This window comes from Actinomadura miaoliensis (genome assembly GCF_039536785.1).
Lineage (GTDB): Bacteria > Actinomycetota > Actinomycetes > Streptosporangiales > Streptosporangiaceae > Spirillospora > Spirillospora miaoliensis.
The window spans coordinates 187,635-201,889 of sequence record NZ_BAAAZG010000019.1 but is presented as its reverse complement, the minus strand read 5'-3'; the positions used below and the strand labels follow the sequence as shown (position 1 = coordinate 201,889).

The 14,255-nt window shown below is 74.1% G+C and carries 10 protein-coding genes and 1 pseudogene; 3 read left to right on the top strand and 8 right to left on the bottom strand.

The annotated features are described in order from the left end of the window. Both ABD811_RS16965 and ABD811_RS16960 read right to left on the bottom strand, forming a co-directional pair. Positions 1 to 307 (bottom strand): annotated as a pseudogene (locus tag ABD811_RS16965) (hypothetical protein); the annotation flags it as partial. After that, the gene (locus tag ABD811_RS16960; protein ID WP_344948019.1) at positions 294 to 1,460 is read right to left on the bottom strand and encodes a glutamate--cysteine ligase; all 1,167 of its coding nucleotides are present in this window, start codon (positions 1,458 to 1,460) and stop codon (positions 294 to 296) included. The pseudogene ABD811_RS16965 and the gene ABD811_RS16960, both read right to left, overlap by 14 nt. Positions 1,461 to 1,979: 519 nt before the next feature. On the opposite strand from ABD811_RS16960, the gene ABD811_RS16955 reads away from it, so the two are divergent. Further along, a complete protein-coding gene (locus ABD811_RS16955) occupies positions 1,980 to 3,188 on the top strand; it encodes a D-alanyl-D-alanine carboxypeptidase family protein (protein WP_344948016.1) in 1,209 nt (402 codons plus the stop codon). Between the two features lie 6 nt (positions 3,189 to 3,194). Here the strand turns inward: ABD811_RS16955 and ABD811_RS16950 are convergent, their stop codons facing one another. The 4 genes from ABD811_RS16950 to ABD811_RS16935 form a co-directional block, all read right to left on the bottom strand. Beyond that, positions 3,195 to 4,334: a YihY/virulence factor BrkB family protein gene (locus ABD811_RS16950; protein ID WP_344948013.1), complete on the bottom strand. Its 1,140-nt coding sequence runs from the start codon at positions 4,332 to 4,334 to the stop codon at positions 3,195 to 3,197. A gap of 64 nt (positions 4,335 to 4,398) precedes the next feature. Next, positions 4,399 to 4,995 carry a 2'-5' RNA ligase family protein gene (locus tag ABD811_RS16945; RefSeq protein WP_344948009.1) on the bottom strand — a complete coding sequence of 199 codons (597 nt, stop codon included), beginning with the start codon at positions 4,993 to 4,995 and terminating at the stop codon, positions 4,399 to 4,401. 19 nt (positions 4,996 to 5,014) lie between these two features. After that, on the bottom strand, positions 5,015 to 6,103 hold the full coding sequence (trpS, locus tag ABD811_RS16940; protein ID WP_344948054.1) for a tryptophan--tRNA ligase: 1,089 nt from the start codon (positions 6,101 to 6,103) through the stop codon (positions 5,015 to 5,017). 18 nt (positions 6,104 to 6,121) lie between these two features. After that, complete coding sequence (locus ABD811_RS16935) at positions 6,122 to 7,348, bottom strand: hemolysin family protein (protein ID WP_344948007.1); 1,227 nt, start codon at positions 7,346 to 7,348, stop codon at positions 6,122 to 6,124. Between the two features lie 203 nt (positions 7,349 to 7,551). On the opposite strand from ABD811_RS16935, the gene galE reads away from it, so the two are divergent. After that, positions 7,552 to 8,520, top strand: coding sequence for a UDP-glucose 4-epimerase GalE (gene galE / locus ABD811_RS16930; protein WP_344948004.1), 969 nt, complete (start codon positions 7,552 to 7,554; stop codon positions 8,518 to 8,520). Continuing rightward, positions 8,517 to 9,719, top strand: coding sequence for a galactokinase (gene galK, locus ABD811_RS16925; RefSeq protein WP_344948050.1), 1,203 nt, complete (start codon positions 8,517 to 8,519; stop codon positions 9,717 to 9,719). Before galE ends, galK begins: the two co-directional genes overlap by 4 nt. On the opposite strand, the gene ABD811_RS16920 is transcribed toward galK, so the two are convergent. Together ABD811_RS16920 and ABD811_RS16915 are read right to left on the bottom strand one after the other, a co-directional pair. After that, positions 9,716 to 12,376 (bottom strand): hypothetical protein, encoded by a 2,661-nt coding sequence (locus tag ABD811_RS16920; RefSeq protein ID WP_344948001.1) that lies wholly within the window; start codon positions 12,374 to 12,376, stop codon positions 9,716 to 9,718. The two genes, galK and ABD811_RS16920, sit on opposite strands and share 4 nt — an antisense overlap. Then, positions 12,373 to 14,145: an HSP90 family protein gene (locus ABD811_RS16915; RefSeq protein ID WP_344947998.1), complete on the bottom strand. Its 1,773-nt coding sequence runs from the start codon at positions 14,143 to 14,145 to the stop codon at positions 12,373 to 12,375. The genes ABD811_RS16920 and ABD811_RS16915 overlap by 4 nt, the downstream gene beginning before the upstream one ends. Between the last annotated feature and the right edge of the window lie 110 nt (positions 14,146 to 14,255).

Sequence of the window (14,255 nt, the reverse complement as noted above, 5' to 3'; positions counted from 1 at the left end):
CGCCGCGCGGTGCGGTCCCGGCCGCTCCCGGCGCGGTCCGCGCCTCGTCGCCGCCGCCCGCGCCCGCCGCCCCCGCGGCGGCCGCTGGTTCAAGGCCGGGCATCACCCCGGGTCCCGGTTGAGTCATGTGCGCCCCCTGCGCGATGGCGGAGCCGAACGGCGTCCGCCCGGTGGTCTGTCCGGTGTTGGGTGGGCTCGCCCCGGGCGCGTGACGCGCCCGCGAGACCCCGCGGTCCGGGTCGTGGCCGGTCGCGTCGTCGGGTCCGGCGCGGCCCGCCGGGTCGGCGGGCCCCTCAGTTCCCGACATGTGCAACCTCCCCGAATGTGACGAACCTGTCCTCGGCGAACTCGGCGATCGCGGCGTCGACCACGTTCTCCAGGGTGCCGCCCTCGGCGCGGATCGCGCGCTGGCGTTCGTACGACGCCCCGTGTTCCAGGACCTCCGCCGCGACCTTGAGCTCCTCCGTACAGCCCAACCGGTCGGCGACGGGTTCGAGTTCGCGTACCAGTTCGTAGAGATCGTCGCGAAGCGGCGTGGTATTCCCGGTGTCATCGGTGATGACGATGGCGTCGAGACCGTGGCGGGTGGCGCGCCACTTGTTGTCGCGCACCACCCAGGCCGCCGGACGCGGCAGCGTGTAGCCGCGGTCCAGCTGCTGGTCGAACAGCGTCACCAGGCTCTGGCAGAGCGCGGCCGCCATGCCCAGTTCCCGCAGGGTGGGAATGCCGTCGAACATCCGGATCTCGACGGTGCCGAAGTCCGGGTGCGGCCGGATGTCCCACCACACCTCCTTGATGCTGCGGATCGTACCGGCACGCAGCAGGGTCGCCATGTAATCCTCGAATGCCGCCCAGTCGTCCAGCAGATGCGGGGGTCCGGCCGTGGGCAGCTGGCCGAAGACCACCGCGCGGCTGGACGCCAGCCCGGTGTCGTGGCCGCTCCAGAACGGGCTGGAGGCGGTGAGAGCGAGGAAATGCGGCAGGTAGGCCGACAGGGCGTTGACGATCGGGATCACCCGGTCGGCGTCGCTGACGCCGACGTGGACGTGCACGCCGAACGTCTGGATCCGGCGGGCCAGCCACTGCATCTGCTCGATGAGGTCGGCGTAGCGCTGCACCGGCGCCATGACCGCGTCCCGCCAGTCGCTGATCGGATGCGTCCCCGTGCAGGCCAGCGCGATGCCGCGGTCGGCGGCCGCCGACCGCAGCGCGGCCACCGTGGCGGCCAGGTCGTCCTTGGCCTCTCCCACGGTGTGGCACACGTCCGTCACGACCTCGACGGTCGACTCCATCAGCTCGTGCCGGACCTTGTGGACGTCGCCGCCCTCGCTGAGCGACGGCAGCGCGGCCAGCACCTCACGCGCGTCCTGCCGCAGGTGCCTGGTCTCCGCGTCCACGAGCTGGATCTCCCACTCGACGCCCAGCGTCGGGCCGCGGGACGGGTTGAAGTCAATGGCCACGGCCAACCTCCGTCCACAATCCTTGCAGGTCGATGCGTGGCACGTGGCGCAATTCGGCCAGCGGGTCACTAAGCCTGGACAAACGCCGGTCCAGGCGTCGGTCCAGGCCGGGACTGCCCTCCATCATGGCGCCGGGTGCCGAAGAGCCGCAGGGCTCCGTGCCCGGCGCCGATCATTTGATCCACGAGGACGACAACCGGACACGATCTGTGACCCGTTTCGGTCACGCCAGTTCGGGAGAGCACCCTCCGAACGAACTAGTCCAACCTTAAATCTACCTGGTGACGATGCGTGATCGCCTGTGTTCGGGCGGCCCCGGCGGACGGTCCGGCGACGCGCCGGCGAACGCCCGTATCACGCCACCGTGAACACGCGTGCGACGACGGTGATTCTCTTCCCGGACACGCCGCGCGATCGTGGCTTAATCTTCGTGAAGTCACGGGGACCGCCCCCGGGACCGCAGGAGCGCCGTCCACGGAAACCGCGGACCGTACTCGGACACAACGCCATCGGGGAGCCATGAGAAGACCACCGCGCGCCGTCTCCGCGATCGCCGTGCCGCCCGTCGCGGCCTCCCTCCTCCTCGTCCCCGCCCTGGCCGCGCCCCCGGCCGCCGCCGAACCCGTGGCGCCCCCCGTCCAGTCCGGCGCGGCGACGGCCGCCCCCGCGGGGCCGCTGGGCGGGGCGCAGCTCGGCGGCAAGGGCACGATCGTCAACCCGGCCGCGGGCGTCCCGGCGGCGCCGAAGATCAAGGCGGCGTCGTACCTGGTCGCCGACGGCGACACCGGCGAGGTGCTGGCCGCCAAGGACCCGCACGGCCGCTACCTGCCCGCCAGCACCCTCAAGACCCTCACCGCGCTGACGCTGATCCCCAGGCTCAAGCCGGACCAGACGGTGCGCCCCTCGCAGAAGGCGTGCGACGTCGAGGGCACCAAGGTCGGCATGACGCCGAAGATGAGCTACAAGGTGTCCGACCTGTTCTACGCGCTGATGATGATGTCGGCCAACGACGCGGCGGTGACGCTGGCCGAGGCCAACGGCGGGATGGACCGGACCCTGGCCGACATGAACGCCGAGGCCAGGCGGATCAACGCCCGCGACACCCGCGCCGGCTCCCCCAACGGCCTCGACCGCGACCTCGGCCTCAGCGTGAAGACGCAGCACACCTCCGCCTACGACCTGGTGCTGATCCTGCGCGAGGCGATGCGCCACCCCGACTTCCGCCGCTACGTCGAGACCATCGACCACCACTTCCCCGCGCCGCCGACCAAGAAGGAGCGCAAGAAGGGCAAGAAGGTCGGCGGCTACCCGATCCACACCCACAACCGGATGCTGCCGGGCCAGGCGCACGCCTACCGGGGCATGCTCGGCGGCAAGAACGGCTACACCATCGCCGCCAAGCAGACGTTCGTGGCGGCGGCCCGCCGCGACGGCCACACGATCTACATCTCGCTCATGGGGGCCGACCAGCCGCCGTCCGAGTACGCCACCGAGCTGCTGGACTGGGGGTTCAAGGCGCGCGGCAAGGTCAAGCCGGTGGGCGCGCTGGTGCCGCCCGGCGACCTGACGCCGAAGAAGGCGGACGCCGGCAGCGGCGGGATGCTCGCCGACACGCCGCTGGGCGGCGGCGACTCGGCGGGCGGCTGGGGCCTGATGGCGGGCACCGCCGGCGGCGCGGTGCTGGCGGCCGGGCTCGTGTTCGTCGCCGTCCGGCGCCGACGCGGCTAAGGCAGTTCAGGACGCGGTTTCGCGCGACCCCACGGACCCGACCCGGCCCGCCTCGGACCCGTCCCGGTCGGGCGCGCCTGCGGGCTCCTCCGCGGCGCCCCCGGCCTCCTCGCCGCTCGCCGCGGGCTCCTTGCCGCCGGGCACCGGCCCGTCGGCGGCGGCCTTCTCGCTCTCCGCCGGCTCGTCCCCGGCGGCGGCCTGCCTATCAGCGGCTGCGGCCTCGTCGGCACGGCGGTCGGCGTGCAGGACGGCGGTGCGGGTGGCGGTCCACGCGGCGACGTACAGGACGTACCGGGCCACGATGTTGATCCACACGATGAGCCCGACGAGGACGGCGAACGAGGCGTACACCGGGTTGCCGGTGGTGTGCCCGAGCAGCAGCGAGGCGGCCTGCTTGAGCACCTCGAAGCCCACCGCGCCCACCAGCGCGCCGCGCAGCATGGTCCGCCACGGCGCCCGGGTGCCCGAGAGCCTGGAGAACAGCACCAGGAAGATCACCGTGTTGGACGCGATCGCCACGGCCACCGACAGCAGCCACAGCGCGGTGCCCGCGCCGGGCACGTGCGCCAGGCCGAGCCAGCCCAGCACCGTGCTGGAGGCCGACACCGCGACCGTCGACAGGACCATGCCCAGGATCAGCATGCAGCCCAGGTACACCAGCACCCCGGCGTCCCAGAGCTTGCGGACGACGATGTTGGCGTCCGGGTCGGGCTTGTTGCCCCAGATGTCACGCAGCGACTCGCGCAGCACGGTCACCAGGCCCAGCCCGACGACCAGAAGGCTGGCCAGGCCGATCAGCCCGGCGGCGGTCTTGGACTGGGCGATCTGCTCCACGTGCAGCTCGTCGGCCAGCCCCGGCAGCAGCGACCGGACCGCCTGCACGAAGTAGTCGCGGGCCTGTTCGCTGATCCCCAGCAGGTAGCCCAGCAGCGCGTACGCCAACGCCAGCAGCGGGAAGAACGACAGGAAGGCGTAGCAGGTGAGGGCGGCCGCCAGCCGGTCGCCCCGGCGCTCCTGGTAGCGCTGGAACGCCCGGCCCAGGTGGTCGAACCACCGCCAGCGGGCGCGTGCGGCGTTCAGCAGGCGCACGGCCCGGTCGCGCAGGTCCGCGGCCAGGCCGACCGTCGCGTTGATCGCCTGCCGCATGCACGCACCGTACCCGGCCGCTGCCCCTCGATGCACGGCCCTTCCGAACGCCCAGCTCGGCGGGCTAGTCGGCGGCCCCGGAGCCGAACAGGAAGTGCCGGCGGGGCCGCCACACCCCGTCGGCTCCGTGCTCGTACAGGGAGAACCCCCACACCTGGAAGGCGGCCTCGTAGTCGGCCAGCTCCTTGGCGGCGCGGTCCATCTGCTCGTCGGACAGGTGGTGCGCCACGGTGACGTGCGGGTGGTACGGGAACTGCGGCCGCTGACCCGGCGGGCCCGCCAGCACCTTCGTGTGCAGGCGCGCGCAGCCGTCCTTTCCCTCGGCCAGCGCCACGAACACCACCGGTGAGACGGGACGGAACGTTCCCGTACCGCGCAAGCGGATCCTGAACGGACGCTCGGTGCGCGCCACCCCCGCCAGATGCTCCTCGACGGCGCCGAGTTCGGCGGCGTCGACCTGCGTGGGCGGCAGCAGCGTGATGTGCGTGGGAATGCCGGGCGCCAGACGGTCGCCGAACGACTCGCGGACACGCTGCAGCTCGCGCCCGTAGGGGTGCGGAATCGGGATCGCGACCCCTATCGTGCGCGTGCCGTGCGTCTCGTGGCCCCCTGCGCCCTGTGTTCTCCCTGCGGGGGGACCGCTCCTCGGGCGACCCCCCACACCCCCCGTCGGCTGGGAGCTAGTGGCCACGTCCCACGAATCCAACGCGGTCGCGCACGACCTCCATCGTGCGCGCGGCGGCCTCCCCGGCGCGGGCGGCGCCGTCGGCCAGGATGCGGTCGAGCTGGTCCTCGTCGTCCAGCAGCTTGTGCGTGCGCTCACGGATCGGGGTGAAGGTGTCCACCACGAGCTGGGCCAGGTCCTTCTTGAACTGGCCGTAGCCGCTGCCCGCGTACCGCTCCTCCAGCTCGGGCACGGGCGTGCCGGCCAGCGCGGAGTAGATCCGCAGCAGGTTGGTGACGCCGGCCTTGTTCTCCTCGTCGTAGCGGACCTCGGTGCCGGTGTCGGTGACCGCGCGCATGATCTTCTTGCGCATCGGGCCCGGCTCCTCCAGCACGTCGATGATGCCCTGCGGCGAGGACGCCGACTTGCTCATCTTGGCGGTCGGCTCCTGCAGGTCGGTGATCTTGGCGGCGCCCTCGGGGATGTAGGCCTCGGGCACCGCGAACGTCTCGCCGAACCGCTGGTTGAAGCGCTGCGCCAGGGTGCGGGTCAGCTCCAGGTGCTGGCGCTGGTCCTCGCCGACCGGCACCCGCAGCACCCGCTCGGCCGCGCCCTCGCCGGGGCCGGGGGTGTAGAGCAGGATGTCGGCGGCCTGCAGCACCGGGTAGGTGAACAGCCCGACCGTGGTGCCGGCGGTGCCCTGCTTGGCGGACTTGTCCTTGAACTGGGTCATCCGCCCGGCCTCGCCGAACCCGGTGAGGCAGCCCAGGATCCAGCTCAGCTCGGCGTGCTCGGGGACGTGGCTCTGCACGAACAGGGTGGCCCGCTCGGGGTCGACGCCCATGGCCAGCAACTGGGCGGCCGCGACCTTGGTGCGGCGGCGCAGCAGCGCCGGGTCGTGCTTCACCGTGATGGCGTGCAGGTCGACCACGCAGTAGAAGGTCTGGTGGGTCTCCTGCATCGCCACCCACTGCCGCAGCGCCCCCAGGTAGTTGCCGAGATGGAACGAGTCGGCGGTGGGCTGGATGCCGGACAGCACGCGCGGGACCGCCGGGGCGGACACAGCCCCGGCGCCGGTGCCTTCGGAAGTGGGCGCTACGGACATATGCACAGACCGATTCTCTCAGACCCGGCTCGGGGGGTCGTCGTCACCGGGGGCGGCCGTCGGGTTTTCACGATCGTCCGGACGTCCGGGACGTTCCGGAGTCCCCTCGGGGTCGCCGGTGAGCGGGACGCCCCCGCGCGCGGGGGTGTGCGGAGCTGACGGGACCGCCGGTGCCGCAGGGGCCACCGGCGTGACGCGCACGCGGGCCACCCGGCGGCCGTCCATGCGGGCGACCGCGAGCCGGTGACCGGCGGCCTCCACCGCGTCGCCCTCGGCGGGCACGCGTCCCAGGACCGCCATGATGTGGCCCGCGACCGTCTCGTAGGGGCCCGCGGGCAGCCGGATGCCGGTCGCCGCGGCGAACTGGTCCAGGTTGAGCAGGCCGTCCACCTCGACCACCCCGCCGTGCAGCCGGCGCGCCTGCGCGTCCTGCACATCATATTCATCGCGGATGTCCCCGATCAGCTCCTCGACCAGGTCCTCCAGCGTGACGATCCCGGCGGTGCCGCCGTACTCGTCCACCACGATCGCCAGGTGGTGGCCCTCGCGCCGCATCTCCGACAGCACCGGCAGCACCCGCTGCGAGGCGGGCAGGAACTTCACCGGACGCACCAGCTCCCCCACCGGCACCGAGCGGTCGGCGACCTCCGGCACCAGCAGGTCCCGCAGATGGACGAACCCGATCACCTCGTCGTGGGAGTCGCGGCACACCGGGAACCGCGAGTGCGGGCTGGCCGCCGCGATCCGGGCCGCGCTCGACAGCGGCAGCGCCGCGTCCAGGAACACCACCTCCGTGCGCGGCACCAGAACCTCGCGCAGCGGCCGCTCCCCCGCGACGAACACCTCCTCGATCAGCGCCCGCTCGTCGTCGGTGAGCTCGGTGTTGGCCGCCACCAGGGCCCGCATCCGGTCGGCGGTGATCTCCTCCCGGACGGCGTCCGGATCGCCCCCCGCCAGCCGGACGACCAGGTCGGTGGAGCGCGACAGCAGCCACACCAGGGGACGGGCCGGTTTGCGCGGCTGCCGCGGCCGGTCCGCCACGGCCGCGCCGCGCGGCCTGGCGGCGGACGGCGGGAGCACGTCGGGTTCGGCGCGCGGCTGCGGATCCGCCGTCCCGGGCGCCGGCGGCGCGGTCGCGGGAGGCGGGCGGCGCGGCTCGGACCCGCTCCCGAACGCGGAGTCCGCGGCCGCGTCCGGGCGGACGCGGGGCCTGCGCGGCGGCGGGGCGCTGCTGCGATCGTCCATGTCGGTTGTCCGTCCGCCCTTCGAGCCGGAGATCCTCCGCAGGACGTACCCGCGCCGAAGGTCCGCCACCGGCCCGCGTCGCCAGGCTATCGTTGCGAGTCTTCCCAGGATCGGTTCGGGCGGCGCGGATAGCCTTGAGCAGCCGATCACTCGCGTCGGCCGACCAGCCGGGGCGGATCCGTCGAACTTGGAGGTAACGACACGTGAAGCTGCTCGTCACCGGGGGCGCCGGCTACGTCGGCGGGGTCGTGGCCGCCCAGCTGCTGGACGCCGGGCACGAGGTCGTCGTGCTGGACGACCTGTCCACCGGGCACGCCGACGCCGTCCCCGAGGGCGCCCGGCTGGTGCGGGGCACGCTGCGCGAGGCCGCCTTCGGCGTGCTGGACGGCGCGGGCTTCGACGCGGTGCTGCACTTCGCGGCCAGGTCGCTGGTCGGCGAGTCGGTGGAGAAGCCGGGCCTGTACTGGGACAAGAACCTGGGCGAGTCGCTGGCGCTGCTGGACGCGATGCGCCGCGCCGGGGTGAACCGGATCGTGTTCTCCTCCACGGCGGCCACCTACGGCGAGCCGGAGTCCACGCCGATCCTGGAGACCGACCCCACCCGGCCGACCAACCCGTACGGGGCGTCCAAGCTGGCCATCGACACCGCGCTGGCCGAGTACGCGCGGCTGCACGGCCTCGGCGGGGTCTCGCTGCGCTACTTCAACGTCGCGGGCGCGCTGCTCGAAGGCGGGCGGGTGCAGGGCGAACGGCACACCGTCGAGACGCACCTGATCCCCAACGTGCTGAAGGTCGCGCTCGGCGAGCGCGAGAAGGTCATGGTGTTCGGCGAGGACTACCCCACGCCCGACGGCACCTGCGTGCGCGACTACATCCACGTCGTCGACCTGGGCGTGGCGCACCAGCTGGCGCTGGAGGCGTGCGAGCCGGGCGTCCACCAGATCTTCAACCTGGGCAACGGCAACGGGTTCTCGGTCCGCGAGGTGATCGAGGTGTGCCGGGAGGTCACCGGCCACGCGATCCCGGCCGAGCCGCATCCGCGCCGTTCCGGCGACCCCGCCGTGCTGGTGGCCTCGTCGGACAAGATCAGGTCGGCGCTGGGCTGGAAGCCCGAGCGGGACCTGCGGGCCATGGTCGCCGACGCGTGGGCGTTCGCCCAGCGGGCTCGATGACGGCCTCCGACCCGCGCGCGCTGGCCGCCGCGTTCACCGAGGCGTACCGGCGCGCACCGGAGGGCGTGTGGCGCGCCCCCGGCCGCGTCAACGTGATCGGCGAGCACACCGACTACAACGACGGGTTCGTGCTGCCGTTCGCGCTGCCCCAGGGCGTGTCGGTGGCGGCGGCGCGCCGCGACGACGGCGTGCTGGAGGTGCGGTCCCTGCAGGCCGCCGACACCGTCGTCACCGTGCCGGTCGACCCGCACGCGCCCGAGGCGCGGCGCTGGCGCGACACGGCGCCGCAGCGGGAACGCTGGGCCGCCTACCCGGCCGGGACGGCCTGGGTGCTGCGCGAGCACGTCACGTCCGCGCCGATCGGCGGGGCGTCCCTGCTGATCGACGCGGACCTGCTGCAGGGCGCGGGCCTGTCGTCGTCGGCGGCGCTGGAGTGCGCCACCGCGCTGGCGCTGTGCGAGCTGTACGGCGCTGCCGACCTTCTGGCTCCGGCGGGCCGGCGGGAGCTGGCCCGGCTGGCTCAGCGGGCCGAGCACGAGTACGTCGGCATGCCCTGCGGCATCATGGACCAGTCGGCGTCCCTGCTGTGCACGGCGGGCCACGCGCTGATGCTCGACTGCCGCAGCGGCCTGTCCACGCAGGTCCCCCTCCCCCTGGAGGACAGCGGCCTGCGCCTGCTCGTCGTCGACACCCGCATGCACCACGAGCTGGTCGATGGCGACTACGGGCGCCGCCGCGCCGAATGCGAGCGGGCCGCCGAACTGCTCGGCGTCGCCGCGCTGCGCGACGTCAAGGACCTGCCCGCCGCGCTGAAGGCCCTGAACGATCCCGTGCTGCGCCGCCGCGTCCAGCACGTGGTGACCGAGAACCACCGCGTGGAGGCGGCCGTCGGGCTGCTGCGGGCGGGCGCGACGGCCGAGCTCGGCGCCATGCTCACCGCCTCCCACCTGTCGCTGCGCGACCAGTTCGAGATCTCCTGGCCGGGCGCGGACGTCGCGGTCGAGGAGGCGCAGCGGGCCGGCGCGCGCGGCGGACGCATGGTCGGCGGCGGATTCGGCGGCTCGGCCATCGTGCTCACCCCGGCCGACCGCGTCGACCGGGTGAGCGAGGCGATCCGCGCCGCCTACGAGCGGCGCGGATGGGAGGAGCCGCGGTTCCTCACCGCCGTCGCCGCCGACGGCGCCCGCCGCCTCCTCTAGAGCCGCTCGCGGATCTCGTCGCGCAGGCGGGCGGCGGCCTGCGCGGCGTCGTCCGCGCCGATCGCGGCGAACCCGTCGGCGGCCCGCGCCGCCGGCTCCAGGGCGTCGGCGAGCCGGCCCAGGTTCGCCAGCATGCGGGCCTCGTCGTAGCCCAGCGCCGACGTCTCCCAGACCACCTCGGCCTCGTACCCCTCCGACGGCAGCTCGCCGAGCGCCTCTCGGGCGACCTCCATCTCCTCCAGGGCACGGCCGCCGTTGCCGCCCCACGCGCGGCACAGCGCGCCGCGACGGCGGCAGCGCACCACCCCGAACGGGTCACCGGCCTTGGCGAACGCCTCCGCGGCCCGGACGAACCCGTCGGCCGCCAGGGCGTCCTTGTCCAGGTCGGTGAGCACGTCGGCGGCCGTCTCCAGCAGCCGCGCGGCCGCGCCGGGGTCGTCCTCCTCCTCGGCCAGCCCCGTGAAGATCTCCGCGGCCTGCTCCTCGCCGAGCCCGCGCTGGGCGTGCCCCAGGATGAACCGGCAGCGGCGTTCGGCGCCCGGGTCGTCCATCCGGGCCAGCACGGGCGCGGCCTCCTCGGCGACCTCCGCCGCCTCGAAGTGCCGTCCCGTGGTCAGGTACGCGGCGGCCAGGTCGACACGGGCGTAGGCGGCCTGCGACTGGCCGCCGAGCGCCGTGAACTCGGCCACCGCCTCCACCATGTCGGGGACCGCGTCGGCGGCGCGGTCGCACGCCAGCAGCAGGGAGCCGCGTTCGGCGTGCGCGGCCGGCACCAGCCCGGGCGGGCCCGCGGCCGCGTTGGCGACGGCCTCGTCGAACGCCTCCAGAGCGGCGTCCGGGTCCCGCTCGTCGCCGTACGCCAGCACCCGGCCCAGCAGGAACGCCGCCTCGGCCAGACGGCCCGGCTGCCCGGCCTCCCGGAAGGCGGCGCAGGCCGGGCGCAACGCGGCGACGGCCTCCGCGCCGCGGCCGAGGACGCCGAACACGCGGCCCCGGTGCAGCTCCACCTCCCCGGCGTCCCGCGGACGGGACGGCGCCAGACCGTCCAGCGCGGCCAGGCTCTCCTCCGGACGGTCGCTCTGCAACAGGGCGTCGGCCAACCGCATGCGGGCGCCGAACGCGCGCGGCGACCCCGCGTCGTGCTCGTCGAGGAAGGCGGCGGCGGCCCGCATCAGCGCCATGCCCTCGTCCTGCTCGCCCGTCCCGAACAGGATCGCGCCGATCCGGCTCAGCCCGCTCTGCTCGCGCACCCGGTCGCCCGCCTCGGCGAACAGCGACACCGCCCGCCGCCACTCCGCCAGCCCGGCCTCGTGGTCGCCGTTCAGCAGCAGCTCCAGGCCGCGGCCGTCGGCACGCCGCGCCGCCTGCGACGTGGTGAGCGGACCGTCGCCCGCCACCTCGTCGAACCGCCGCCACGCCGCCAGCGCCCCGTCCACGTCGTCCGCCGACCGGTCCTCCTCGGCCGCGTCGAGCAGCGCGTCCAGGTCGGTCACGCCGGACAGGTCACGGCCCCGCGGCGGCTCCGGCTCCGGCCGGACCGGCGCCGCGGCGGGACGCCGGCGGTCGTGGGCGGTCAGCGGCAGGTGCTCGACGACCGGCTCGTCCGCGAGCAGCCGCTCGATCCGCTCACCCTGGTAGGAGGTGCCGTTGCGGGCGTCGAAGCGGGCCGCGACCTCGCGGGCGCGTCCCGCCAGCTCCACCCGCAGCTCCGCCGCGCTCACCTCACCGGCCCCGCCCGGACGGCGCAGCGTCACGTCCCCGGCGCCCGCCTCCTCCATCCGGCGCAGCAGCAGCGCGGCCGCCGCGGCGAACCGCATGGCGTCGTACGGGCTCGGCGCCCGGTCCAGCCACCCCAGGTGCCGCTGAAGGATCTCGAACCCGCGCGGCTCGTTGCCCGTCACCGCGCAGAACCACACGTGCTCGCCGATCTCCGACAGGTCCGCCACGTTGGACCGCACGAGCCGGTACGCGCGGCGGTGCGCGTCGCGCGCCTCCTCCAGCCGGCCCGCCCGCAGGTAGACCGGCAGCAGCGCGGTCAGGATGCCCTGCGGCTGCTCGCTGCAGTTCAGCTCGTCGCTCAGCACCGGCGCCGCGACGGCCAGCGCCTCCTCGTCACGCCCCCGGGCCTCCAGGTGCCGCACCATGCCCGTCGGGTCGCAGCCCTCGCAGTCCGACAACCCGTCGCGCGGCGCCGCGTGCCACCTGGCGTACCACTCGTCGGCGGCGTCGTGGTCGCCCACGTGCCTAGCCACGGCGTTGCGGTAGTGGTACACCGCCTGCGGGCTGTGCCCGCCGGCCCGGTACCGGCGCTCCATGTCGTCCAGCACCGCGTACGTGCGGTCGAGCGGCACCTCGGGGAACAGCGTCAGCGAGTTGACGATCCACTTGAAGTGCCACAGCAGCCGCTCCTCCGCGTCGAAGCGGCCCGGGTCGCGGTCGTGGTCGGCCAGGCACCGGCTGAACGTGGTGAACGCCTTGGCCGGCTCGCCGCCGTACTGGTAGGCGGTGGTCAGCGACATCCGCACCCGGAACGCCAGGTGGTCGTCGCCCGCCGCCTCGGCGCGCCGCAGCGCGTCCTCCACCAGCACCGTCTTGGCCTCGCCGTACGGCAGCTCCTCCGACCGCGCCATCAGCTCGTAGACGTCATCGGTGCTCAACTTCCGGCCTCCGGGTTGTGCACGGCCCAGTCGAGCAGGCCGAGGAACGAACGGTTGAGAACGGCGGTGTCGGCGGCGCGCAGCGGATGCTGCCCCAGCAGCAGCGCCTGCCCGTACAGACCCTGGACGGCCAGCTCAATGAGGCCGTCCTCGGTCAGTGCCGTGACGCGCCGGGTCAGCGGGTTGCGATGGTTGAGGACGAGCTGCGGCCGGTCCGACTCGACGGCGCTGTTCAGCGCGCCGAGCACGTCCGACCACAGGTCGTCGGCCATCTCCCTGGCCTGCGACAGCTCCTGCTGGTGCTGCGCGGCACGGCTGGTCAGGTACAGCGCGGGCAGCGACGCCGGGTCGAAGTCGCGGATCACCACCTCGCAGCCCAGCCGCTCCACAGCGCGCTGCGCCGCCGCCAGGAACGGCCGCAGCGCCAGCTCGGCAGCCGGGTCCACCACGCCGAAGTGGGTGGTCAGCTCGGCCGGCTCCAGGCGGCGCGGCACCACGTCCGGGTCGATGTCCGGCAGCCGTTCGATGATCTCGGTGTCGTGCACGTAGCCGCCGTTGACCAGCCCCACGCCCTGCGCGCCCGCCACCGCCGACAGCCGCCGGAACTCCTCCACGCTGGCGGTGTAGCGGACCTCGGCGTGCCGCCTGCGGAACTCGGCCAGCGTCATCGGGCCGGCCGACGTCTCGAACTCCAGCCAGCGGTCGACGATCCGCAGCATCTCGTCGTCATGCAGCGCCATCGCCTTGACGCCCAGCCGGTGCAGCCGCAGGAAACCGCGCAACCGCACCGGGTCGGTCTCGGCCAGCCGCACCAGCCACTGCCGCAGCCGCTCGCCCAGCGCCCGCCGGGCCGACTCCAGCAGCTCGTCCTCGTACAGCGCCTCCCGGCTCGCGGTGGGACGCAGCTCACCCGCGTCCACCACGCACCGGACGAAGAACGCCCAGTCCGGCAGCAGCCCCTCGACGCTCTCGGCCAGCAGCATCCGCTTGAGATACACCCGGTGCGCGCCCCGGGCGGTCGGCGACACCGCGTGCGGCAGCACGAACGCCACACCCGTCAGCCCCGCCTCGGGCACGTCCAGGTCGATCACGTCGTAGGGCTCGAACCCGAACAGCTCGCGGCAGTAGGCGTCCAGCGCGCGCCGGCGCCGCGCCGGATCCGGATGCGCCGCCAGCCACGGCGCGCCGTCCCCGGTGATCTCCACGCCGTCGACCGTCACGGTGACCGGCAGCAGCGACCCGTACGCCCGGGCCAGCTCGCCCACCACCGCCGGCTCCAACAGCTCGGCCGATCCGGGACGGGGCCGCAGCGTCACCGTCGTGCCCGGCTCGTCCCGCCCGCCCGGCTCCACGCGGTACCGGCCGTCGGCCAGGCCCGTCCACCGCACCGCCGCCGCGTCGGCCGACCTCGCCGACCGGGTCTCCACCTCGATCTCGTCGGCCACCAGGAACGCCGACAGCAACCCGATGCCGAACTGCCCCAGGAAGTCGTGGCGGGCGAAGCCCAGCTCGTCCCGCTTGGACGACCGCCCGATCGTGGCCAGCAGCCGGTGCACCTCGTCCTCGGTCAGCCCGACGCCGTCGTCGTGCACGCGCAGCCGTCCGCCGCCGGTCTCGATCCGCACCGTGCCGCCCGCGCCGCCCCGCGCCGTGATCGCGTCGACCGCGTTCTGCAGCAGCTCCCGCAGGTACACCCGAGGGCTGGAGTAGAGATGGCGGCTGAGCAGGTCGACCACGCCCCGAAGATCTACTTGAAACGCCTGCTCCACCCCGTATGCCCTCCTGCCCCTCGGCCGCTCGGCCACCGTCGTCGTCCGGCGGCTGGTCAGCCACCTTAGCGACAGAAAAGCGTCCACCTCCGACATTTCTCACCGGCCGT